This is a genomic window from Paenibacillus sp. FSL H8-0317 (genome assembly GCF_045040685.1).
Classification (GTDB): domain Bacteria; phylum Bacillota; class Bacilli; order Paenibacillales; family Paenibacillaceae; genus Paenibacillus.
Genome location: NZ_CP150294.1, coordinates 1,654,058 through 1,677,121 on the forward strand (window position 1 = coordinate 1,654,058; position 23,064 = coordinate 1,677,121).

22 protein-coding genes, 1 pseudogene and 1 riboswitch are annotated in these 23,064 nt (G+C 47.0%); of the genes and pseudogenes, 17 read left to right on the top strand and 6 right to left on the bottom strand.

Annotation, left to right across the window (positions count from 1 at the left end):
- Positions 1 to 5 precede the first annotated feature (5 nt).
- Positions 6 to 407, bottom strand: coding sequence for a secondary thiamine-phosphate synthase enzyme YjbQ (locus tag MHB43_RS07465; protein WP_076327247.1), 402 nt, complete (start codon positions 405 to 407; stop codon positions 6 to 8).
- 346 nt (positions 408 to 753) lie between these two features.
- Between MHB43_RS07465 and cysT the strand changes: the two genes are divergently transcribed.
- From cysT to MHB43_RS07485, 4 genes are read left to right on the top strand one after another with little or no spacing between them, the layout of a single operon-like run.
- Positions 754 to 1,569: a sulfate ABC transporter permease subunit CysT gene (gene cysT, locus MHB43_RS07470; RefSeq protein WP_017689978.1), complete on the top strand. Its 816-nt coding sequence runs from the start codon at positions 754 to 756 to the stop codon at positions 1,567 to 1,569.
- Entirely contained in the window at positions 1,566 to 2,363 is a 798-nt protein-coding gene (locus MHB43_RS07475) for a sulfate ABC transporter permease subunit (protein WP_221819205.1), read from the top strand. The genes cysT and MHB43_RS07475 overlap by 4 nt, the downstream gene beginning before the upstream one ends.
- A gap of 1 nt (position 2,364) precedes the next feature.
- Positions 2,365 to 3,429 (top strand): sulfate/molybdate ABC transporter ATP-binding protein, encoded by a 1,065-nt coding sequence (locus MHB43_RS07480; protein WP_127544178.1) that lies wholly within the window; start codon positions 2,365 to 2,367, stop codon positions 3,427 to 3,429.
- Between the two features lie 25 nt (positions 3,430 to 3,454).
- On the top strand, positions 3,455 to 4,519 hold the full coding sequence (locus tag MHB43_RS07485; protein ID WP_339182953.1) for a sulfate ABC transporter substrate-binding protein: 1,065 nt from the start codon (positions 3,455 to 3,457) through the stop codon (positions 4,517 to 4,519).
- A gap of 192 nt (positions 4,520 to 4,711) precedes the next feature.
- Here MHB43_RS07485 and MHB43_RS07490 read toward each other — a convergent pair whose 3' ends face one another.
- Together MHB43_RS07490 and MHB43_RS07495 are read right to left on the bottom strand one after the other, a co-directional pair.
- On the bottom strand, positions 4,712 to 5,962 hold the full coding sequence (locus MHB43_RS07490) for a hypothetical protein (protein WP_339182955.1): 1,251 nt from the start codon (positions 5,960 to 5,962) through the stop codon (positions 4,712 to 4,714).
- A gap of 60 nt (positions 5,963 to 6,022) precedes the next feature.
- The gene (locus MHB43_RS07495) at positions 6,023 to 6,547 is read right to left on the bottom strand and encodes a C39 family peptidase (protein WP_405131628.1); all 525 of its coding nucleotides are present in this window, start codon (positions 6,545 to 6,547) and stop codon (positions 6,023 to 6,025) included.
- A 468-nt stretch (positions 6,548 to 7,015) separates the two neighbouring features.
- On the opposite strand from MHB43_RS07495, the gene MHB43_RS07500 reads away from it, so the two are divergent.
- The 7 genes from MHB43_RS07500 to MHB43_RS07530 all read left to right on the top strand — a co-directional run bounded on the left by MHB43_RS07500 (position 7,016) and on the right by MHB43_RS07530 (position 12,240).
- Positions 7,016 to 7,462, top strand: a complete 447-nt coding sequence (locus tag MHB43_RS07500) for a hypothetical protein (protein WP_100529921.1) — start codon at positions 7,016 to 7,018, stop codon at positions 7,460 to 7,462.
- A 284-nt stretch (positions 7,463 to 7,746) separates the two neighbouring features.
- Positions 7,747 to 8,553: an MBL fold metallo-hydrolase gene (locus tag MHB43_RS07505; protein ID WP_405131629.1), complete on the top strand. Its 807-nt coding sequence runs from the start codon at positions 7,747 to 7,749 to the stop codon at positions 8,551 to 8,553.
- Positions 8,554 to 8,670: 117 nt separating this feature from the next.
- Positions 8,671 to 9,546 (top strand): RNA polymerase sigma factor, encoded by an 876-nt coding sequence (locus MHB43_RS07510; RefSeq protein WP_405131630.1) that lies wholly within the window; start codon positions 8,671 to 8,673, stop codon positions 9,544 to 9,546.
- A gap of 18 nt (positions 9,547 to 9,564) precedes the next feature.
- On the top strand, positions 9,565 to 10,146 hold the full coding sequence (gene clpP / locus MHB43_RS07515) for an ATP-dependent Clp endopeptidase proteolytic subunit ClpP (RefSeq protein ID WP_017689971.1): 582 nt from the start codon (positions 9,565 to 9,567) through the stop codon (positions 10,144 to 10,146).
- 228 nt (positions 10,147 to 10,374) lie between these two features.
- Positions 10,375 to 10,749, top strand: a complete 375-nt coding sequence (locus MHB43_RS07520) for a GntR family transcriptional regulator (protein ID WP_036610760.1) — start codon at positions 10,375 to 10,377, stop codon at positions 10,747 to 10,749.
- 5 nt (positions 10,750 to 10,754) lie between these two features.
- Complete coding sequence (locus MHB43_RS07525) at positions 10,755 to 11,621, top strand: ABC transporter ATP-binding protein (protein WP_405131631.1); 867 nt, start codon at positions 10,755 to 10,757, stop codon at positions 11,619 to 11,621.
- On the top strand, positions 11,614 to 12,240 hold the full coding sequence (locus tag MHB43_RS07530) for an ABC-2 transporter permease (RefSeq protein ID WP_405131632.1): 627 nt from the start codon (positions 11,614 to 11,616) through the stop codon (positions 12,238 to 12,240). The genes MHB43_RS07525 and MHB43_RS07530 overlap by 8 nt, the downstream gene beginning before the upstream one ends.
- 148 nt (positions 12,241 to 12,388) lie before the next feature.
- On the opposite strand, the gene MHB43_RS07535 is transcribed toward MHB43_RS07530, so the two are convergent.
- Positions 12,389 to 13,810: a PLP-dependent aminotransferase family protein gene (locus tag MHB43_RS07535; protein WP_405131633.1), complete on the bottom strand. Its 1,422-nt coding sequence runs from the start codon at positions 13,808 to 13,810 to the stop codon at positions 12,389 to 12,391.
- A gap of 120 nt (positions 13,811 to 13,930) precedes the next feature.
- Here MHB43_RS07535 and MHB43_RS07540 point away from each other — a divergent pair, with 120 nt between their 5' ends.
- Positions 13,931 to 14,869, top strand: coding sequence for a DMT family transporter (locus tag MHB43_RS07540; RefSeq protein WP_405131634.1), 939 nt, complete (start codon positions 13,931 to 13,933; stop codon positions 14,867 to 14,869).
- Positions 14,870 to 15,122: 253 nt separating this feature from the next.
- Positions 15,123 to 16,649, top strand: a pseudogene (locus MHB43_RS07545) (FAD-dependent oxidoreductase).
- A 169-nt stretch (positions 16,650 to 16,818) separates the two neighbouring features.
- Here the strand turns inward: MHB43_RS07545 and MHB43_RS07550 are convergent.
- Complete coding sequence (locus MHB43_RS07550; RefSeq protein WP_405131635.1) at positions 16,819 to 17,622, bottom strand: Cof-type HAD-IIB family hydrolase; 804 nt, start codon at positions 17,620 to 17,622, stop codon at positions 16,819 to 16,821.
- Between the two features lie 241 nt (positions 17,623 to 17,863).
- Positions 17,864 to 18,868: a lipoate--protein ligase gene (locus MHB43_RS07555; RefSeq protein WP_237176486.1), complete on the bottom strand. Its 1,005-nt coding sequence runs from the start codon at positions 18,866 to 18,868 to the stop codon at positions 17,864 to 17,866.
- Between the two features lie 189 nt (positions 18,869 to 19,057).
- On the opposite strand from MHB43_RS07555, the gene cobD reads away from it, so the two are divergent.
- Genes cobD through MHB43_RS07575 form a run of 4 tightly spaced genes read left to right on the top strand, consistent with a single transcriptional unit; the run spans position 19,058 to position 22,744 of the window.
- Positions 19,058 to 20,209: a threonine-phosphate decarboxylase CobD gene (cobD, locus tag MHB43_RS07560; protein ID WP_405131636.1), complete on the top strand. Its 1,152-nt coding sequence runs from the start codon at positions 19,058 to 19,060 to the stop codon at positions 20,207 to 20,209.
- Positions 20,206 to 21,042 carry an adenosylcobinamide amidohydrolase gene (locus MHB43_RS07565; RefSeq protein ID WP_405131637.1) on the top strand — a complete coding sequence of 279 codons (837 nt, stop codon included), beginning with the start codon at positions 20,206 to 20,208 and terminating at the stop codon, positions 21,040 to 21,042. Before cobD ends, MHB43_RS07565 begins: the two co-directional genes overlap by 4 nt.
- A gap of 44 nt (positions 21,043 to 21,086) precedes the next feature.
- Positions 21,087 to 22,067 (top strand): adenosylcobinamide-phosphate synthase CbiB, encoded by a 981-nt coding sequence (cbiB, locus tag MHB43_RS07570; protein WP_405132404.1) that lies wholly within the window; start codon positions 21,087 to 21,089, stop codon positions 22,065 to 22,067.
- Positions 22,058 to 22,744 (top strand): histidine phosphatase family protein, encoded by a 687-nt coding sequence (locus MHB43_RS07575; protein ID WP_405131638.1) that lies wholly within the window; start codon positions 22,058 to 22,060, stop codon positions 22,742 to 22,744. The genes cbiB and MHB43_RS07575 overlap by 10 nt, the downstream gene beginning before the upstream one ends.
- A 178-nt stretch (positions 22,745 to 22,922) precedes the next feature.
- Positions 22,923 to 23,041, top strand: a riboswitch (cobalamin riboswitch).
- The last annotated feature ends 23 nt before the right edge of the window (positions 23,042 to 23,064 follow it).

Here is a 23,064-nt window from a genome sequence, read left to right on the forward strand (position 1 = left end):
CCCAACTAACCTTCCATGATTTTGAGGAAGTACTCCCGCTCACGTGGTCCATCGAATTCGCAAAAGTAAATGCCTTGCCAGCGGCCAAGCAGCAGCCTGCCTTCGTGAATAATCACCGTCTGTGATGGCCCTGTAGTGATCGATTTGAGGTGAGAGGCTGTATTGCCTTCGGCATGTCGATACTCGGGATGCTCCCAAGGGTATACTTCGTCCAGACGCAACAAGACATCGTGTTTCACATCCGGGTCTGCATTTTCGTTGATGGCAATACCGGCCGTCGTATGTGGACAGTAGATGAGCACCGTCCCATTCTGCACTCCGCTACTCTGGACAACCTGCTTCACGTCCCATGTGATATCCTTCATTTCGTCTCGTGTGGAAGTGGATATATTCTTCGTATATAACATGTTAGATCACTCCTTATCATCTCTGTTCTTACCCTCGATTGTACCTTAACCACTACATACCAAACAAACCACATATGACGCTGATTATGGGAATTGCACCATAACGAAGAGGACAGAAATAACCTGAAGTGATTTTAATTAATTAATCTCATATGTGGCCCAATTATATTCAATAAAAGCATTGACGATTAGCACTGCAAACTGGTAAAGTATCAGAAAAGCAAAACCAAGTAGACTAATGGGAATAATATTAAAGTAATATCATCCAACTTAGGAAAAATGTCGTATTAAAGCCAGGAAGACTGCCGACCGGAGCTAAAGCCGGAGGCTGGGAGGGAACGCAGCAATGAATACCGTTCTTCGTCATAAGGGATGGACTTGGGGATTCCGCAGTACCGTATTGTTATATTTTATCGTACTTATTGTACTTCCAATCATCGGTGTGTACGTCAATTCCTTCTCTGAAGGATGGAGCAACTTTGTTCAGAGCATTATGGACCCCATCGCGTGGAAAGCCGTACTGCTGACCATTCGGCTGGCCGTGATTGCCACGCTGATTAATGTGGTTTTGGGCACGATGATCGCTTGGGTGTTGACAAGGTATCGCTTTGTAGGTCGATCGTTTCTCAACAGTCTGGTTGATCTCCCGTTTGCACTGCCAACAGCGGTGGGCGGCTTGATGATTATGCTGCTTTTGGGTCCGGTCAGTGCCATCGGGAAACTGGCAGAATCCATGGGATTTGAGATTGTATTTCACCAGCCCGCCATTGTTATCGCGATGACCTTTGTCACGTTTCCGTTTGTTATCCGTGCGGTGCAGCCTTTGCTGGAAGAAATCGATCCTTCCGAGGAAGAGGCCTCGTACACGATGGGGGCATCCAAGGCTCGCACGTTCATGCAGGTTATTTTGCCTTCCATGGCACCTGGCATGATCAGTGGGGGGATGCTCGCTTTCTCCAGAGGACTGGCTGAATTTGGTGCTGTCGTGCTGGTGGCTGGTAACATTCCGGGCAGAACACTGACCGCTTCCGTATTTATCTACGGGGAGATTGAAAGTGATAATCCAACGGGAGCTGCTGCTGTATCCGTGTTGCTCCTGACGCTCTCCTTCCTGATCCTCTGGCTGATCAATCTGGTGCAGATGCGGGGGAGAAGACGATGAGACGACTCTTAATCGGACTGACGTTTGCGGTATTTATTGTACTGCTGATCATCCCGCTCGGACGCATTTTTATTGGTGCATTTGAAGACGGGGCAGGTGGATTCCTGAAAGGGTTAATGCGTCCTGAGGCGCTACATGCCTTGATGATGACCGGACTGGTTGTCCTGGTGGTCACCCTGTTAAATACATTGTTTGGCATCATGATGGCTCTGTATCTGGTTCGTGCCGGATGGCTGAGTGAAAAGATAAAAGGGCTGCTGAACAGCATTGTAGACCTGCCTTATGCCGTATCTCCTGTCATTGGCGGTTTGATGATTGTGTTGATGTTGGGACCTAACAGCATTATGGGCGCTTTTTTTGAAGGGATTGGATTCAATGTGGTCTATGCCTTCCCGGGTATGGTGATCGCAACGTTATTTGTTACCTTTCCACTGATGGTCAGAGAGGTTATGCCTGTCCTGCAGGAACTCGGTTCCCAGCAAGAGGAGGCCGCATCTACACTTGGCGCATACGGCTGGAGAACGTTCTGGAGTGTGACATGGCCTTCGATCCGCTGGGCGGTAGTGTATGGTCTAGTCTTGACGGTTGCGCGCTCGCTTGGGGAATTCGGTGCAGTGCTGGTGGTATCCGGTAATATTATGAACAAAACGCAGACCGCAACAACCCTGGTGTATCAGGATGTTGAGAATTTTAATGTGGCTGCCGCAAATGGTGTGGCGTTGGTGCTGGTAACCTTCTCCGTCGGGCTGCTGCTCATGATGGAATGGGCCAAGAAGCGAAAGGAAGTGCATTGATATGCATGTAGAAGTCCGTGATCTGAACAAACATTTCGGTGATTTTCATGCGGTAAAAGATGTCTCATTCGATATTGCCAAAGGCCATCTGATCGGTCTGCTTGGACCCAGCGGAGGCGGGAAAACGTCCATTCTGCGGATGCTTGCGGGTCTGGAGAATCCGGGTTCCGGGGAGATTCGCTTTCACGGAAAAGTCGTGAACCATCTGCCTCCACAGGAGCGGGGCATCGGATTTGTATTCCAGAACTATGCCTTGTTCAAACATATGACGGTATTTGAGAATATCGCCTTTGGACTCAAGGTTAAGAAGACACCAAAAGCCCAGATCCGTGATCGGGTAATGGAACTGGTTGAACTGACCGGGTTAAAAGGTTTCGAACAGCGCTATCCGCATCAGCTGTCTGGTGGGCAGCGTCAGCGTGTTGCTTTTGCCAGAGCACTCGCCCCGGAGCCACAGCTGTTATTGCTGGACGAACCGTTCGCGGCCATTGATGCCAAGATCCGTCAGGAACTGCGTTCATGGTTACGTGAGCTAATCGAGCGGGTAGGAATCACTTCGATTTTTGTAACACATGACCAGGATGAAGCGATTGAAGTGGCGGACGAGATTATGATTATCAGCCAAGGTCGTCTGGAGCAAAAGGGCACACCTTGGGATATATACAAAAACCCGCAGACCCCTTTTGTCGCTACATTTATCGGGGAGTCTACGGTTGTGGAGGATGCCTCCCAGTTGAAAGGATTCGAACATGCGGTTGAGGGTGAAGGTACCAAAGCGCTGATCCGACCGGAGTATATTGAGATCGGCTTGAAAAACGAATTCACCATGCTGTCTGCAACGGAAAAAGGTACAGTCAAACATCTTCATTTCCGCGGCAGTGAATGGATGGTAGAGGTGGACGTACAGGGTCATAAGTTAATCACATATCGTTCCCTGGAGAAAACGACATTGGAGATCGGTCAACAAATTCGAGTCCTTGTACACCGTGCATACCTGTTCAATGACTCCAACAGTTGGGTGGTTGAGAACCGACTGAAGGAAGATCCGATGCCGGTGATGATTTAGATCAAGTGGAAGAAAGGGGCTGCCCATGCAGACGAGGAAGAAGAAAGCCATACTCTTATATGTTGCCCTCATGCTTCTGCTCGTCTGCATGACCGCTGGATGCAGCAAGCAGGAGGGGGCAAGTGAACAGAACGAGCCCTCTGGTAACGATTCATCCAATACACTGGTGATTGGTGCTTATAGTGTAGCGAAAGATGCTGTAGGCGAATTGCTACCCAAGTTCCAAGAGGAGTGGAAGGCAAAAACCGGACAGACGATTAACTTTCAAGAATCCTATGAAGCTTCGGGTACACAAGCAAGAGCCATTGTTGGGGGATTCGAGGCTGATGTAGCCCTGCTCGCAATGGAGAGTGATATCGACAAGCTGGTCAAAGCCGATCTGGTTAGCTCCGATTGGAAACAGACCCCTAATGAGGGCATGATCACCCGTTCGATTGTTGTTCTGGGCACAAGAGCAGGCAACCCGCTGGGTATTCGTGATTTTCAGGACTTAACCAAGCCGGGAGTGAAGGTACTCTACCCTAATCCAAAGACATCCGGGGGCGCACAATGGGATATTAATGCCATTTACGGTGCCGGATTGAAACTGTCGGAGGAGCAAGAGGGTAAGAAAGATCCTGCCGCAGCCAAGGCTTTTCTCGAACAGGTACACCGCAACGTGGAATCATTGGACAAGAGCGGTCGTTCTTCGATGGCCGCATTCGAGTATGGAGTGGGTGATGTAATTGTCACATATGAAAATGAATTGCTTGCCCGGATCGCCAAAGGTGTAGATTATGATATCGTCGTTCCGAAGAATACGATCCTGATTGAGAACCCGGCAGTCGTGGTGAATAAATATGCCGACAAACATGGAAATCGTGAACTGGCAGAAGCTTTTGTCGCATATCTGCGTACACCAGAAGCACAGCACATTTTTGCGAAACATGGTTTTCGTTCAGTAGATCCGGATGTATTTGCACAGACGGAGTCCACATTCCCAACGCCTGAAGGGTTATTTGATATCAACTATCTGGGTGGATGGGATGAGGTACGCAGTACGTTGTACTCCAAACGCGGCGTGTGGTATCAGGTGCTCGCTGGATTATAGGTTGAATTATGAATTTGGACGTTTGTTTACTTAGTACAGAGGCTTAAAGTTTTGTGTGATAATCGTTTAGAATATTATTGAAATGGCCTCCCCATGGTTAGATAATGTCTAACCATGGGGAGGCCATTTACAGTGAGAGTGAGTTATAACAGGATTTCTCTAGAAATATTATTAATCAGTATTGTTGGTATTCTAAGGATTCAAGTTGACAAAAAATAATTCTGCTTGAGTCCTGTCCTTTCCAAAATCCATACGAGTAAAGGTAAGAATATCCCCGAAATTAGTAATAGGGGTATAACTTCCTTCTTTTGTGGTTAACCGTTGTTTATTACCTGTGGTTAAATCTACAGCCATAATATAGGGGGATTGTTTGTAGATAAGCTGATTTTCAAATAAAAAAGGCGAGTATCCACCGAGTAGCGAGCTGTCGTGAATAATGGAATATATCAGTTTTTTAGTTTTTCTATCTAAGATTTCAGTAGTACTCTCCGTTGTCAATACAATCCATTGCTCATTTACTGTGAAATCATAAATGTCTTCACGATCTTTAACAATAAGCTCAGGTTTGGAATGGTCTTTAGGATACATAACAATGTCAAACCGTTTTTCATTATTCTGATCTTTATTTTCAAAAACCGTTTGTTGTATCAATAATCCTTCTTTTACAGGCCTTTGTAAATCAAGGAAGATACCTTCTCTGTTCTTTGATTGTTCATTTAGAAATTGTGTGGCTACCGTGGTCTTGATACGAGTCTTCACATTATAAATGTAAGCTTCGTTCTTCACGATGTGATTGGTAATCTTCTTCTCTATCCAGCTAATTTCATCTTGATTGGATCTTAATACTGGAACGGCTATCTGATCTTCGCTAATCCCTTCGGCAAAAACGGTAGCGGTTGCATCAAGATCATCTCGTTTCATTCGTTTAATTTTCCATGGAGTAGTATTATCTGTTGACTTGGATGGATTTTCTACCCAAAATAAGTCATCGCCAACGGACACCAGGGTATTAATAATCATGCCTTTCGCAGCACGATATTGGGAGATATAGGTATTGTTTTTCGTGTCAAACTGAATGATTTCCATCTCCATCACTTCAGTTGTAGAAAAATCTCTACTAAAAATGACGATACCGTTATCATTTTTATAGCTGGAAACGATGGTGTTACGCTCTAGAATATCATTTTTAATTGTAATTGAATCGATTGTGTAAGGAAGCTTAAATTTAACATCGGGTTTAGCTTGTGGAAGTTCGGATAACGTTGGCTTTTGAGATAAATCTGTTAAATTAGTTTCAGGTGCAGTTTCCAATGTACTAGAAGGTTTTTCAAGTGAATGTTGATCTATAGTTTGATTTGCTGGAGTTGATTGGTTACAGGCTGTAAGTAGTAATATAAGCACAATGATGAGATAGAAATAAATGCATCTATACTTCTCTTTCATGTCGAAGCCTCCTGTAGAGTAGTAAAGAAGGGAAGCATGCTTCCCTTCTTTAACCTGATTTTACCATATAATTGCTTGTCTAAAGTGGTTTTGATTAGCTTGCCACACTTTTTCAAGCGTGTACCACTTATTACCATGCGTTTTCCCTCTATTTCCTTGATCGTAAGGATCAGTGAGTCTTACTTTTGCATCATTTGTTCTAAATTCATAACCTGAGACATTTATTATATGACCGCTTACAGTTCCCGTATAATTTTCTAATTCATTTCCGGTAATTTTTAAATCTAATACAGCTGGATGGTAGTTATCCGATGAATACATGATGGCATACTTCCATGATTCAATTGGAAGTGACGTAGAGTATGAATAAGTATAGTTTGATTGAAGATTATTTAGTACGTCATCAACAACTGTAAAGTCAGTTCCATCTTTTGTGGTTCCTAATTTTTGCGCATAATATGATTGTGATTCTGAACTGCCATTTAGGTAATTTAATACTTGCTTAGACGTAGCTGGTCCACACCAATATGTTGTTTCCTGTTTGAAAGGGGTAACACCTACCGTTTTTAAGTCACCAATTGCCATTATTTGGAATTTACTTTCAGCTTTATCCTTGTGAATATGTAAATCTTTTAATTTTTTTGGAAGAACTTGTTGTTGTTTTAAGCTTGGAATATCTTTCGTAGGTGTTGGATTATCACCGGTACCAGCGGCTAAAGCACTTGATGCTAGCAGTGAAGATCAGAGTGAAAGTAGTGCTTTTTAAAATTTTTCCAAATTTCATGAAAAATCCTCCCTTAACAATGTGATTATTTGAACTAAGTCCGGAAAACTATATATTAGGTTAAATTGTATATTATGTAAATAATTTTATTTTGTTCTATTTAAATATGATAGTTACTATTTCAAAACAATGAAAGTAAACTTGAGACCGGAAGCTAAACCTTCATTTCAATGGAAGTAGAGATGGAGGTTTTTTACTGCCAAAAGGTTATAATAGGGGTATACTGAATCATGATTGTTACATAGTACTAGCAGGAAGGTGTGAGTTGGATGAGTGCAGAGATCAAATTATCCCAAAGTACAGCGATTAGACTGGAGCAGGCCCGCGGTAAGGGTATGCCTGAGGAAGAAATATTAAAAGCCATTCAAGCGAAAGATGTTTCCGCTTTTGACGCCGTGTCTGAAGAGGAATACCGATATAACGAATTTTTCTCGTATGCGGATGAGCATGGTGAAAATCTGGAGGCAGCAGTAAAAGATGGGTACCGGATTACCTTTAACACACGTGGTGGACTCGGAATCTGGTTGGAAAAGGCCTTTAAAGTGCAGCCAGAGAAAGATTTCACGGTGGGTGAAGGAATCATCACCGGATTACAGTTGAAACCGGAGCAGGCAGAGGTACTGGCGAAGCGGCTTGCGTCGAACTGGGTGATTACGGATTCGAAGGATGTACCTGCGGGTCAGGAGCTTACTTTGAAGCTGCGAGCACTGGTGTAGTTCCAGCGCTATGTCGATGTGACTCGGATTAGTCGGTTGTGGCCTGTTTAAAAGGTAAGGCCTGATCTTCATGCGGATGACCCGCTTATAAGGTTGCATCACATGCTGACGAAGCGTACGCTCCCGAATGGAGCGAAGCATGGAATTAAAGTCTGACGGTGAACGGTCAGACCACAGACTGTCCCGAATTGCAGTGGAGAACTGCAGCGGGATGGTCTTTTTTTTTGCAAAAACGGAGGTGGACGATTACAATCTACATATCATTAATTCAGGGGGAATGCGGATTGGATCAGCTAACATTTCTGGGCACAGGCGATGCGATGGGCGTTCCACGTGTGTATTGTGATTGCGAAGTATGTACAGAGGCGAGGCTTACAGGAGAAAATAAACGCAAATGCTCTTCTGTTCTGATTGACAGTGGTGGGGATGGTACGACTGAACAGTTCATGATTGACTGCGGACCAGACTGGAGATCACAGATGGAGGATCAGGGGTTGCGTATGGTGCATACGCTGCTCATCACTCATGCCCATTTTGACCATATTGGAGGATTGCCGGAATGGGCGGATGCGTGTCGCTGGTTGGGCGTGAAGGGGCGTTTATATGCGCCACGTGAAGTGATTGTTACGATTCAGGGACAGTTTCCCTGGTTGGGACGTCATATGGACTTTTTGGAAACGGATGACGGTATTGAACTGGGCGGCTGGAAGGTACATTCATGGAAGGTCTGCCACGGTAAAAACGGTTATTCCTATGCGTATCGACTCGTACGGGAAGGGTATAGCTGGGCGTATTGTTCGGATGCCATTGACCTGAAAGCAACCGAGAAAGAGCCGTTGCACGGACTGGATCTGCTGGTGCTCGGAACGAGCTTTGTGCATGAGCTTGCGGAATTCTCGACACGTTCCGTGTACGATATGCGCGAGGCGCAGGAGCTGCTGCGGGAACTGAAGCCAGGTCATACCTATTTTACACATATGTCTCATGACGTCGATCTACGGCAGAATTATAATCTGGATCAAGGCATTACGATTGCCCTTACCGGGATGAAGGTGCCGCTTGGAACATTAAAGCTGGAAACGAATGCGTAACCCAACTTAACTAGCGTAATAAAATAAATTCAGAAGAGCGTATCCTTTACAAGGGGTTCTTCGTTTACATAGTGTAAGTCAAAATCAATCAGGAACCAGCAAAGGGGGGCCCCCAAGATGGCCTTTGTGAAGTCCGTGGATTGCAGAATCAACAGACCACATGATGATGGTAAACAAGATAAATTCGATATTGAATTCAATAGCAACGACAGAAAAAATCAATTGAATCAAAGCATCCATACCGTACTACCCAATCTGATGGGTTCGTTGTATGCATATTGTTTATCTCTGACGAAATCAGTTCCAGACACGGAGGATCTGGTTCAGGAGACCTGTCTCAAAGTGTTGTCGTCGAGTGTAGTTGGAACTTATGGGATGAATAAAGATATAAACTGGGAAGCTTATCTGATTCGTATTGCACGCAACAGCTGGTTTGATATCCTACGTCAGCGGGAGAGATTAGCATATAAATTGGATAGCTTGAAGCCGCTCCTGCACGAGATGGAGGAGGAAAGGCAATTCGAGGAATTGGAGTCTGCCGTACAACTTCTTGTAAATACGCTACCTCCGTGGCAGCGAGTGATATATGTATTACGTGAATTAATGGGTTATAAGGCGGCAGAGACTGCGGAAATGTTGGATACGACAGAAGGTGCTGTGAAAGCAGCGTTAAGTCGAGCCCGCTCTGCCATAGCTGAAGTGAGGCACGGGTTGGAACAATCGGACGACACAGAATTGCAGTATGAGGAAGGCGCAGTGGAGGACAATCGGGAGGAACTGCGCAGCTATCTGCTGGCATTTCGTAATGGAGATACAGCCCGAATTATTGATCTGTGCCTGAACCGGACCGATGATCCGATGGCTGTGGCGGGGACGATTTTGCAGCAGACTTTGCCGTCTCCATCCATGCAGCCAATGATGTACGGGTACTCTACTTCTGGTGTGAACTCGATGTCATATGGAGGTGGGTACACGGTCACCATGGTTGCCTAAATCGAGGAGGCGACACATATGAATGTAGTGCCGTATGTAGTGGAACAAACAGCTCGCGGAGAGCGGAGTTATGATATTTATTCACGTTTGCTCAAAGACCGGATCATTATGGTGTCCGGGGAGATTGAGGATCAGATGGCAAATGCCATTGTGGCTCAGTTGTTGTTTTTGACTGCAGAGGACCCGGAGAAGGACATCCAGATGTACATCAACAGTCCTGGTGGCTCGGTGACTGCGGGATTTTCAATCTATGACACGATGCAATTTGTGAAGCCAGATATCTCCACGATCTGTACAGGTATGGCGGCAAGTTTTGGCACGATCTTGTTGGTGGGTGGAACAAAAGGCAAACGTATGGCATTGCCCAACAGCGAGATTATGATCCATCAGCCACATGGTGGTACGCGGGGGCAGGCGTCGGATATGCTGATTCATGCTAACCGCATCATTCAGCATCGACAACGTCTTAACAAGCTGTTAGCCGACCATACAGGACAGTCAATTGAGCGGATTGAGAAGGACTCGGATCGAGATTATTTCTTGACCGCTGCTGAAGCAGTCGAATATGGATTGGTGGATAAGGTCATATCCAGCTCATAACAGTAGCCCGGAAGGTCATGTGACCTTCCGGGCTTGATTAATCAAGAGGACGAACAGGAAACTGACGTCCTCTTTTTTGTCGTCCAGATTAGCCAGTCTACGTCTATGGATCGAATCAGAATGAGAATAATGTGAAATAAGGATTGACCATCGGTAGGTATAGTGTATATATTATATATATACACTATACCTATCGAAAATTATTTAACATCAATGGGGTGAGGAAAGATTAACATTTTAATATCGAACGCTTCGAGCGATCCGATCTATATGCAGATTTTAACTCAGATCAGACAAAGCATTTTGAGCGGAGAATTGGTCGCTGGAGATAGCCTCCCCTCCATTCGTCAGCTTGCCAAGGATCTGCAAGTTAGTGTCATTACAACCAAGCGTGTCTATGAAGAGCTGGAGAAGGAGAAGCTGATCGATTCAGTTGTAGGCAAAGGGAGCTTTGTATCCGGGGCCAATCAGGACTTTATTCGAGAGCGGCGGATGAAACAATTGGAAGAGAAGATGCTCGAAGTGATTCGTGAGAGCAGAGAACTGGGCATGAGTTCACAGGATGTAATCCATCATCTTACATTGTTGGTTGAGGAGGAATAAGCATAATGAACGCGATCGAACTACGTAATGTAACCAAAACGTATCCTTTATTTAAAGTAGATAATGTATCTCTGGATGTGAAAAAAGGATATATCACGGGACTTATTGGTCCGAATGGGGCGGGCAAGAGTACTTTGATCAAAATGATCACGGGTCTGATCCATCCCGATATGGGGAGCCTCAAGACATTGGGCAGTGAGATGCCCAATCAGGAAGTTGACATCAAACAACGCCTTGGCATTGTATCCGATGAATGTTTTTACTATGAGCATCTAACGATCCGTGAGATGACACAAATGATCGCTCCTTTCTACACCAAATGGGACAATAAAGCGTTCAATGACTACTTGGATCAGTTCGAACTGTCTCCCAAAAAGAAAATCCAGGATCTGTCCAAAGGCATGAAGATCAAGTATTCTCTTGCCGTAGCTTTGTCACATGAAGCGGATCTGCTGATCATGGATGAACCGACATCTGGACTTGATCCTGTATTTAGGCGGGAACTGCTCGATCTGCTTGCAGATATGATACAGGACGAAACAAGGTCCATTATTTTCTCGACGCATATTACGACCGATCTGGAACGTATTGCAGACTACATTACGTTTATTCATCAAGGAAAACTGGTGTTCAATGAAGCCAAAGATGATGTGCTGGAAAGGTATACGATTGTAAAAGGGGATATGGGTCTGCTTGATTCCGACATTCGGAAACATTTCATCGGAATACGCGAGACAGCCGTTGGTTTTGAAGCATTGTCGGATCATAAGGCAGAGGCCGAACAGTTATTTGGCAGGCTTGCTCTTTTACAAAGACCTACGTTGGAAGACCTCATTTATTTTACGGCGAAGGGAGGACGCAAATATGCTTAACCTACTTCGTAAAGATTTCATTGTACTGAAAAGTTCACTGTGGATCATTGCATTATACCTGGTGGTATTCAGTCTCGCATTCATACCGAAGAGTGAAATGTCGATGTATTTTGTGGGCATCTATACTGCATTTGGTTCCATTATTATGGCAACCATGATTGATATCAAGAACCATAATCATAATTTTCTGGTCACACTCCCGGTTAGCCGCAAACAGATTGTAAAAGCAAAGTACTTGTCTGCCATAGTCTATGCGCTGTTCGGGGTGCTCGCGTCGTACGGAATTCACGAGCTTGTGAACCTGAATTATCCTGAACTGAACAAGCCGAATTATTCACTTAGGGATATTGTCATTTCCTTAGGCATGGTGCTTGCGTTGGTTTCTATATACATGCCTCTTTTCTACGGACTTAGCAAAAAAGGTGCTGGTATCATCAATGCGATATTCATGGTCTGTATGATTATACTGGCGCAACCTGTTGCGTACCTCATGAGTATGGCCAACGAGAACGGCATGATTACCACAACGACAATGGCATTGGTTTCGTTAGGCATTATAGGTTTGTTTTTGGTATCCTATCTTATTACGATACGCCTGTTTGCAAGAAAAGATCTTTGAGCACAGAGTGGGTTGCAGGTAAAGAGTAAAGAGTATAGAACATCAAAAGTAAAGTCGCCACAAGGCGACTTTTTTTGATGCAGCAGGGTGAGAGGGCAATTGCACTTGATATTCTTCGGAGTGACGTCAGTTCCAGGAAATCCAAACCTTACATTTGTTTGGCCAGCGTAATAAGTCTGCTCATCCCTTCCCGAATCTGCTGCTCATGCGCATAAGAGAAGGACAGGCGCAGCTTGCGACTGGCTGAATGATCCGAAGAATCAAATACGGTTCCGGGTACGAATGCAACGGATTGTTCCATGCATCGGTGAAGCAGTCTTCCGGTATCCACACCCTCAGGAAGCTCCACCCAAAAGTTGAGTCCGCCCTCCGGCCGGGTCCACGTCCAGTCCGTTTCCAGCAGACACTGTTCCATCACTTCCATCCGTAGCTGGATGGCGGTCCGCAGCTTGGACAGATGCTGATGCATACGTTCTGACTGAAAATAACGGAGAAAAAGCTTCTGGTTCAGAAGGGGCGATCCGTTATCTGTCAGTGATTTTACAGCCTGTAGTCCTGGCATGAAACGCTGACGGCATATGATGGCTGCAATCCTTAGTCCGGGTGCAACATACTTGCTGTAACTACGGATGTACAGGGTGTGTCCAGTGGTGTCGTAGGTGAAAATCGGTGCAGGAGGTTTCTCCTTAAAATAGATATCATAGGTGCTGTCGTCTTCGAGCAGAAAACATCCATACTGTTCTGCAAGTTCGGGTAACTGCTTGCGCTGTTCTACTGGAACGTTAACGCCGGTTGGATTATGAAAAGTTGGCGTCGTGTAGAATAAGCGTGGTTTCTCCGATTTCATCAAATGCTCAATCTGCTCCAGATCATAACCTTCCGAGTGAATATCCGTAAAGATCAGACGAGCACCCTGCTTGCGGAAAATCTCCATTGCCGGTCCATACGTAGGCCGTTCCATCAACACCCGATCTCCGGGTTTGACCAGCGTCCGCGAGATGACATCAATCGCTTGCTGCGCCCCCGAAGTAATGAGCACTTCGTCTGCAGAGAGGTAGAAGCGTTCTTTTTTTGTTAGATGGCTTGCCAGCGCACTTCGCAATTCCAGATCTCCCTGAATCGTGGAATACGTTCCGAGCAAACGGGGATATTGATCCAGCAGATCACGCATTAGTTCACCCCAATACCGGTTGGGCAGCAGAGAGGGATCGATTAACGATTTGGAAAATTGGTATTCTGCTTCTAGAGACTGTACCCGCGCTAGTGAATCCCAATGCAGCCAAGCAGACACAGCAGGATCATCCGCCTGATCCGTTACAGAGAATGGGGTCGCTGGACTAACATAATAGCCGGACTTATCCTTTACATACACATTTCCACGTTCCTTTAACTCCTGATAGGCTTTGAAAACGGTCAAGCGATGTACGCCGAGTAGCTCGGACAGGCTTCGTACAGATGGCAGTTTTTCATGTTCAGCCCACTCTCCCGCTTCTATACGTACAACGAGATAATGGATTACTTGCTCATATAATTTCAGGCTGTTATCTGTCATCATCATGGTTCTGCCCACCCGGCTCACACTCCTTTTGAACTCTATTGTAACAGCTAATGGGAGAAAACTGTTCTGTTTTGTTCATTCTGTTCTGTAGACCATGAGATATGATGGAGAACAGATAAAGGAGTGGTTATCATGGTGGGGATTGCATTTACGGTTATGTGTCTTATTTTCGGTACAACATTTCTGGCTATTAAAATTGGAGTAGAGGCAGGCATGCCGCCTTTTCTGTCAGCCGGATTGCGATTTTTAATCGCGGGAGCGCTGATGTTTGCATGGATGAGGATGAAGGGCAAAGTGAGCTGGTCGCTCCTGTTCCGCAAGGAGATGCTGCTGACGGGAGCGGGGCTGACCTTCGGCACTTTTGCCACATTATATTGGGCTGAACAGCATGTGAGCTCGGGTGTGGGTGCCATTCTGTCAGCGACAGGGCCGCTGATGATTATGTTGATGCAGACGGCGCTGTTACGGCAAAAAACATCTGCCCGTATGATTGTGGGCTGCCTGATCGGGTTCACCGGTGTGGTACTGGTTGTATTGCCAGGTGTATCGCTTGGTGCAGGTTCCCTGTTCATGTGGGGTTGTATCGCGGTACTAGTGGGGGAGGTCTGTTATTCAGCAGGTGCATTGTACTCCAAAAAGGTCATTCATCAGTTCAAGGAGGCTAGTCCTGTAGCGATCAATGCGGTGCAGATGATGTATGGGGGACTGCTGTTATCCCTGCTCTCGGTCGGAACGGAATCGTGGAATATGTCTGCTCTGGACTGGGTGCCTGCCGTCTCGTCGGTGATCTATCTGACTGTCATTGGCTCCATGGTGGGGCATAGTCTGTTCTATTGGATTATGTCGCGTACCAACCCGTTGTTTCCAGCAACATGGTTATACATTTCACCACCCATTGCCGTAGGGCTTGGTGCTGTTGTCTATGGTGAACATGTCAGCTGGGTTACGTGGATCGGTGTGGTGCTGGTCGTTTCAGGTCTGCTGGCAATGAATGAGAAGGTGAGCAGCTGGTTGAAGAAAAGAAGTCGTGCGAGGATGACAGTGCAGGCTTCCGAATCTGTTTTAAAATAGCTGGCCTTTCTCACATAACAGATCAAGTAGCGCCATCGTTAACAATTTATGAGTTCGGGTAACTCTCAAATCCACCTTTTTATCAATCATTTTCATCTACATCATTTCCTTATTGTAGTTTAGCTATATAGTATCAACACAATGATTCTTACATAATACGAGATTCCAAGTGTATATTGGTATTATAAGTAATTTTTTTGATAGGGCTACAAGTGTAGATAAAATATGATGGATTAGAGAGGGTGAAGTGGCGATGTCCGACATGAAAAAAGCTGTGGTGATCGGGGCAGGTATTGCTGGGTTAATCACTGCAAGGATGTTATCTGATTATTATGATGAGGTATGTATCATTTAGCGAGATGAATTGCCTTCCGAGCCGGCGAATCGGCAGGGTGTGCCTCAATCCTTTCATCCACATCGTGTATTACCGCGCGGCGGACTCATTCTGGAACATTACTTTCCCGGATACAATGACGAATTGGTCGCGCTTGGTGCCATTCCTTCGCATGAAGAGAAAATTGTGATTGCCAATCGCTATGGTACATTAGTCAATAAGGCGAATGCCGCTTCCTCATTCAAAATTGCATCGAGCAGCAGAGCACTGCTGGAATGGGTATTGCGTCAGCGAGTCCAGAGCATAGATCATATAAGCTTCTTAACGAATACGGAAGTTACGGGGTTAATGGCATCAGAAGATCAGCGTTCGATTACAGGCGTGTATACCAAAGAAAGAGGTCGGGATAACCGGGAAGCAATGCTTGCAGCAGATATGGTTATTGATGCCGCGGGACGTTCTTCCAAATTGATCAGATGGCTCGATAAGATCGGGTTGTCCGTGCCTGAGCCGGAAGTGCTGAAGGTGTCGCTTGGTTACAGCACCCGCTATTATAAGATACCATCCTCTATTCAAAATGAATGGGGCACGGTGATAACAGAGTCCGATCCTGTGCAAGGAATTCGTGCAGGCATGTTGTGGCGCATTGAAAATGATATCGCTGGACTATTACTGTTCAACGCAGGAGGAGATGAATATCCTCCAACCCATCCGGATGAGTTCCAAGAGCAAATCAAACATCTGTTTGCTTCGGATGAAATCGTAGCGTTGGAAGAACAGCTGGAGCCTTTTCAAGGGACACGGGGATACCGTATTTCCGAGTCTGTCCGTCAACATTTTGAACTCATGGAGAATTGGCCCTCCGGATTACTTGTCCTTGGCGATGCATTTTGCAGCTTCGATCCGATCCATGGCCAAGGCATGACGGTTGCTGCAATTGAAGCCGAGACCATAGGGAAATGTTTGGAAGAGCAGCGAATGCATCCTGAGCCGCAGTTTGAGCGCCAAGTGCTGCTTCGTATGCAGCAGGCCATTGAACCGGCCTGGTGGCTTAGTTCTGTGGCCGATCTGCGTTGGAAAGGGGTCGAACATGTTGGGCCTTCCCGAATGAAAGGGGTTGCGTTTGCTCAGAAGTATATAAACTTGTTTACTAAGCAGGCGATGAAAAAGGCGAGTCAGGAAAATAATAAACATCTCTTTTTTACCCAGTTCCTGATGAATGCTCTAATCCTTCCTCCAAGTGAATACTTTAAAGGTGAAATCCTGAACATGATCCTGAACGACAATGGTTCCGAAGAAGAAATGGAGTTGAGAGCAGAGCTTGGTGTCCAAGATCCGGAGCTGTTCCAACAAAGAATAGATGAGATCATTCCGTCATTTCAACTGGAATTTGATGGGCAAATCAAAAAACTGCTGGAGTCTTTCCAGCATGCCATGAGCAAGTAAAACAATGAATCGTGGTGGGTGAAAGTCACCGCATTGTTGCTCTCAAAACATAAAAAATAACAGAGAAATATACCTAATATAATCGTTTAAACGATATTGAACATATTTAAAAACAAAAAAACAGCCCTGCACGGCGAAATTCGCCGACTGGGCTGTTCGTTGATCTTATTTACTCTGCGTTCAGCACAAACTTCTCAATAACCTCTTTTACACCATCTTCGTTATTACTTGCCGTAATGTAATCCGCTAGCTCTTTCAGGGCAGGGATGGCATTTCCCATCGCTACACCAAGACCAGCAACTTCGAGCATCTCATGGTCGTTCCAGGAGTCGCCGATAGCAATACACTCGCTGAGCTGGTGACCGAAATGGTCCGCCAGGAAGGTCAGGGCATGGCCCTTAGTTCCTTCGTTGTGCATGATCTCCAGGAAGTAAGGTTTGGATTTTGTGATATGCACTTGTGGTCCGAGCAATTCACGCAGGTCAACGGCAACCTTATCCAAGTAGTCTGGCTCATCGATAATGAGCAGCTTCGGTGTCTTTTGTTCGATGACTTTGATGAAATCAGATTCGATGTAATATTGGGTGCCGTTTAATTTGGCATATTCACGCAGCTTGTCGTTTTCCTCACGGGCATATAACTTGTCGTCAATGTATGTTTGAAGGTGGAGATTGTTCTCCAGGCAGTAATCATACAATTTACGGGAAGCTTCCTGTGGAACGTAGCGCTCATAGAGGACTTTTTCGTCCAGCAGGTTTTTCACCAATGCGCCTTGATACGTAATGATTGGCACGTTAAGTCCGGTTTGACGAGCAAGCGCTTGTGCGGAAGCATAAGCACGTCCAGTCGCCAGTGTTACAGTTACACCATGGGCAACCGCTTGTTCCAGTGCAGTCTGTGTAGCAGGGGTTACTTCCTTGTTATCGTTGATCAAGGTGTCATCAATGTCGATTGCGATTAATTTGTAGGTCATCTGTGTTTCTCTCCTTTTTTATCTGTATCTATATTAACGAACGAAAAAATAAGTTTTACACGAGGCCACTCCGAATACAGATTCATCTTTCGATCGCTGTTATCCCCGGATTTTTGATTCCATCTCCCCAAGGGGAAATCCGTTGATAAAGGCGAACGCTTCGCTTCTCCCGATGAATTCTGTCTTCTCCGTTAACGTGTAATCTTAGACTTCGTTCTAAAACTATACTTACATCTAAATTTTACTCTTCCAGGAAAACAAGGCCAATAAAGTCTTCCAGCTCAAGGTTGCCGAAGTAATGTTTTACATCCAGGCCCTCAAGTGCAGTACGCACCTCGGATTCCTCATACCGCTTGCCACGCAGCATATTTTCGATATCAGCCACATCGCCTACGCCGAAGAAGTCGCCAAAGATTTTGATATCTTCGATGCGTCCATCCTTGATGTTCATGCGCAGATCGATGATGCCGACAGGGAATTTGCGAGTGTGCTTCACATTGCTTTCTGGAGACAAGCCATAGTTCCAGTCCCAGTTGTTATAACGCTCAGCGGAGATTTCCTTAATTTTGTCCCAGTCCTTGTCAGTCAGCTTGTATTGCGGGACGTCCTGTGGCTCCATTCTGAAAATGTGACGTAACAGCTCATCGCGGAACTGCTCAATCGTCAGGTTGGTGTCAATCAGATCCCGTATGTTGGCGACCCGGCTGCGGACGGACTTGGTGCTCTTGGATTTGAATTTCTCTGGATTGACGTTCAGGGAAGCCTGAACATGCTCCAGATTCAGATCAAACATCAATGTGCCATGACTGAACATGCGCCCACGTGTGGAAAACTGGGCGTTGCCCGAAATTTTCTTTTCGCCGACTTGCAGATCATTACGCCCGGTCAACTCGGCATTTACACCAAGCTCGTGCAAAGCTTCAACGACAGGTTGGGTGAACTTGCGGAAATTGTGGAAGGATTGACCGTCATCCGCTGTAATAAAGCTGAAATTCAGGTTGCCCAGATCGTGATATACCGCTCCGCCTCCCGAAAGACGACGAACGACCTGCACACCGTTATCCTGAACGTACTCGATATTAATTTCTTCAATCGTATTTTGATGTTTTCCGATGATAATCGACGGACGGTTGATGTAGAACAGCAGATAGCTGTCATCCTCCATCGGCAGATGCTTCAGAATGTACTCCTCAATCGCAAGGTTTACAGAAGGATCTGTAATGCCCTGGTTGTCTACAAACAGCATGGTCATTCCTCCATTAATGTATGTGAGGGATTGCTAGTCCCTTATGTAGTGAACCTTGTATATCAAAAGGAACCGAAATTCCTCTTCTATTGTAAACGAATTATGGTTGGGACACAAAGAAAACAGGATTGACCCACACCTCCCGTGCCATCCATAATAAAAAGGACATACAGAAAGGATGACGGAAGAATGACCGGTTATATCGAAGTGTTCGGACATGGCGGGGACGTGGAGACGGCTGCGTCACGATTTGGGAGGGAAGCTACTGATTTTCTGGATTTCAGTGCCAACATTAATCCGCTCGGTCCGCCGGGAGGGGTGCTGGAGGCTATACAGCAAGGATTGCAGTCGGTGATTCGGTATCCCGATCCGGCGCATCGGGGATTCAAAGCGCTGCTGAGCGAGCGTCTTGGTGTGATGCAGGAGCAGATTTCCGTGGGCAACGGCGCAGCCGAAAGCATGGCGCTCATTCTGCTGGGGCTTGCCCCGCGCAAGGTGGGTACGGTGGAACCGGGATTTTCGGAGTACCGGTCGTTGGCACGACAATTCGGTGCCGAGGTTGTGCATACGGAGGGAAGAGAAGAACTGGCGTGGCGAGCGGAACCCGAGGACATCGAGCAGCTCATGGAAAAGGTAGACCTGCTCTTCCTTGGCCAGCCCAACAATCCAAATGGTGTACAATATCCGCTTGAGGTATTACAAGGGCTTGCCCGTAAAGCGGAAGAAACGGGAACCGTACTTGTCATTGACGAGGCCTTTATGGATTTTATTCCGGTAGCCCGGCGTCAGTCTCTGGCAGCACATCTGAATGACTATCCGAATGTGATCATCATTCGCTCGATGACAAAGTTTTATGCCATTCCGGGTTTGCGTCTCGGATATGCTCTGGGCCGTGCCGAATACATTCAGGCGATGACAAAGAAACAGGTGACCTGGAGTGTCAACGGTCTGGCGCTCATGGCAGGTGAAGCCTGTCTGCGCAGCGGAGAACGGTACGAACAGGAGACCATATCACAGATCACGGGGGAACGGGGTCATCTCATCGCAGGACTGAAGGCGTACGGATGTGCGGTGACACCGGGAGAGGCGAATTTTATTTTGGCACGTGTGCCGGCCCCTTGGACAGCGGCATCAATGCAGGAGGTGCTGGGTCGAAGAGGTATCCTGATTCGCAGCTGTGCCATGTATCCGGGGCTTGACGAAGGGCATGTACGTTTCGCGGTCAAGGATGCAGACGCCAATGCCACATTACTCAAAGTGCTGGGCAGCGTGCTGGAAATCAAGGGATATCCGAATGTTGATCAGACGAAAGATGAGGAACAGGGAGGGAAGCGGCAGTGACACTCCCGTTTTATAACTACTTTGCGAATGGAGAAACTGACGAGAATGAATATGCTTCCTCTTCCTGGCCGGGACTGAACATATCTGCACATGAACGACATATCAAAGCACAGAGTCCAAGGGTAGCCCAAGCGCTGTCGAGTGCGGTATATGGCGGCGGAATGCTTGAACTGGATCGCATATTTAACATCTATGTGGACAGGCATTACCGCTGTGATGATCCGCCGCGTGATATCGAACAAGCACTGAACGAATGGCAAGAGCCGCGGGATCAATGTGCCGGATTATTGACGGCCGTGAGACTGGAGCATACCTCCATTCAGGAATATACAAGTGATGAATTTGGTCTTCTGTGCTGCACCACTGCGGGTGTATCAAATGCCGCACGCGCGGGGTCGGAGAGAACGGTATTTGATACGGCGGGAAATAAGACGATGTCTTCCGGCCGGGAGCGCTCTGATCCTTCAGCACAGAATCTAACGTTGCCACCCTATGTCCCGGGTACAATTAACATCATGCTCTGGTTGAATGGACACATGACCACCGGGGCGATGGTGAATGCGGTACAGACGGCGGTGGAAGCCAAAGCGGCCGCGCTGGCGGATGCGGGTGTTCTAGATTCGGAGAACGGGTTGCCCGCTACCGGCACCACAACCGACGCCATTGTGTTTGCAGTAGGTCAGGCAGTGGAAGTGGAGGAACCTCAGCCGATGATTACTTATGCCGGAACAGCGACTACGGCAGGGGCAGCGATTGGCAGATTGGTATACGACACGGTGACGGAAAGCCTTCGGGCCGGACTGTTATGGAAAGAGAGGATCAGGCACAAATGACTTTTGATGTGGAGCATCTATGGACCTGGCCGTTCTGGACAGGCATGGCGGGAGCCTGGATTATTATACTTGCGTACCTGTTGGACCGATGTATCGGAGATCCACGCTGGATTCCCCACCCGGTCATTGGCATGGGAAAAGGCATCTCGGCGTTGGAGCGTGTCATTCGCTCGCGTGTGCGCACAGATTCGGGGCTCAAGAGAGCCGGGCTGTTATTCCCGATGGTGATCGCGGGGAGTTCTTTTGCCATCACGTGGGGACTCGTATATATGCTTGGGCTGATTCATCCTGTCATTGCAGCGGCAGCTGAAGTGGTGCTCATTGCAACAACCATTGCTTCAAAAGGGCTGAAGGATGCAGGCATGGAAGTGTATCGTCATCTGAAGCAGCAGAATTGGCCGGCGGCCAGAACTTCACTGAGCATGATTGTTGGGCGTGATACGGCTCATCTGGATGAACCGGAGGTTGTGCGGGGAACGGTAGAGACGGTGGCCGAAAATATCGTGGATGCCATTGTATCCCCGTTATTCTATGCGCTCATTGGAGGCGCTCCGCTTGCCATGGCTTATCGTGCCGTCAACACGCTGGATTCCATGGTCGGATATAAAAATGACAAGTATCTGCATCTTGGCTGGGCCTCGGCCCGTCTGGATGATGTGGCGAACTGGATACCTGCCCGGCTGACCGCGATTCTGTTAATCGTGGGTGCCTGGGTCATGAAGCTGGACGCCAAAGGAGCAGCACGCATGGTTGCACGGGATGCAAGATTACATCCAAGTCCGAATAGCGGTTTTCCCGAATCAGCGGTGGCTGGAGCACTGGGCATCCGGCTTGGCGGACATAACGTGTATCACGGCGTTGCTTCATTTCGTGCCTACATGGGTGAAGCCACACTGCCGATGAAGGCCGAGGATATTGTGCAAACGTCACGCCTGATGTTTTGGTCGGCAGGGGCTTTTGTGGTACTATGCGTGCTCATAACGCTGGGCGTGTGGCTGGCAGGAGGGACGCTGTTATGGTCATAAATGAAGGAAATACAGGCAATGAAGTACATATGAATCAGCCTGAGCCTCTGAAACGAAACATTCTGTGGGTCCGTCATGGGACAACGCTGTGGAATGTGGAAAAAAGATATCTGGGGCATACCGACATCGGTCTGCTGCCAAATGCCAAAGAAGAGCTGGCTCCGCTTCATGAACAATTGAGCGGTGTTTCGTGGAATGAGGTATATTGCAGTGATCTGCTTCGCTGCCGACAGACGCTGGAACAGATTCTTCCTGATGCCAGCGGAAAGGTGAAGTTCGACTCGCGCCTGCGCGAGAATGATTTTGGACAGTGGGAAGGGCTGACGTATGATCAGCTTAAGGATAACCCTGTGTACCGAAACTGGATTGATACCCCGCAGGAGGTCACTCCGCCCGGCGGGGAATCGTGGCAGGAGTTTACCGGACGGTTGGATTCCTTTCTCCAAGAGATGTTATTGGAGGGTCGTCCTTCGATGCACGTTGATGAGGGGCAAGTGCCAACCATAGTTGTGGTCACACATGGTGGTGTCATCCGGTATGCTTTGTCCCGTCTGATTGCCGGTCTTGGATTCTGGGATACACATGTCGTCCCGGGGCAGGCGATTCAGGTTCAGCTTGATCAACAGGGGAATCAGTGGTTTGGCAGCAGAGTGACTTTTCCGCCAATCGGGTTGTAAGGATGTACAATATACCCTATAATCACAACAGAAGTGTGACTTCAGTATGGATACAGATACGCTGCAGGATGTGAAGCCTGAAGGAGTATGCAGCATGCAGAAGTTACACGGCAATGGTTTACCATATCAGCGACCAAGGGTCCCGCGTGTGAAGGCTGTTTTCATGGCAGATTAGTATGAGTCATGAACACACAAGGGTGAAATGGGGAAGCCGGTGCAAATCCGGCACGGTCCCGCCACTGTAAAACAGGATGATTCCTGTAAGTCAGGTTACCTGCCCTGGACGTACAAACCGGTGTTCCTTCGAGGAAAGGACAGCG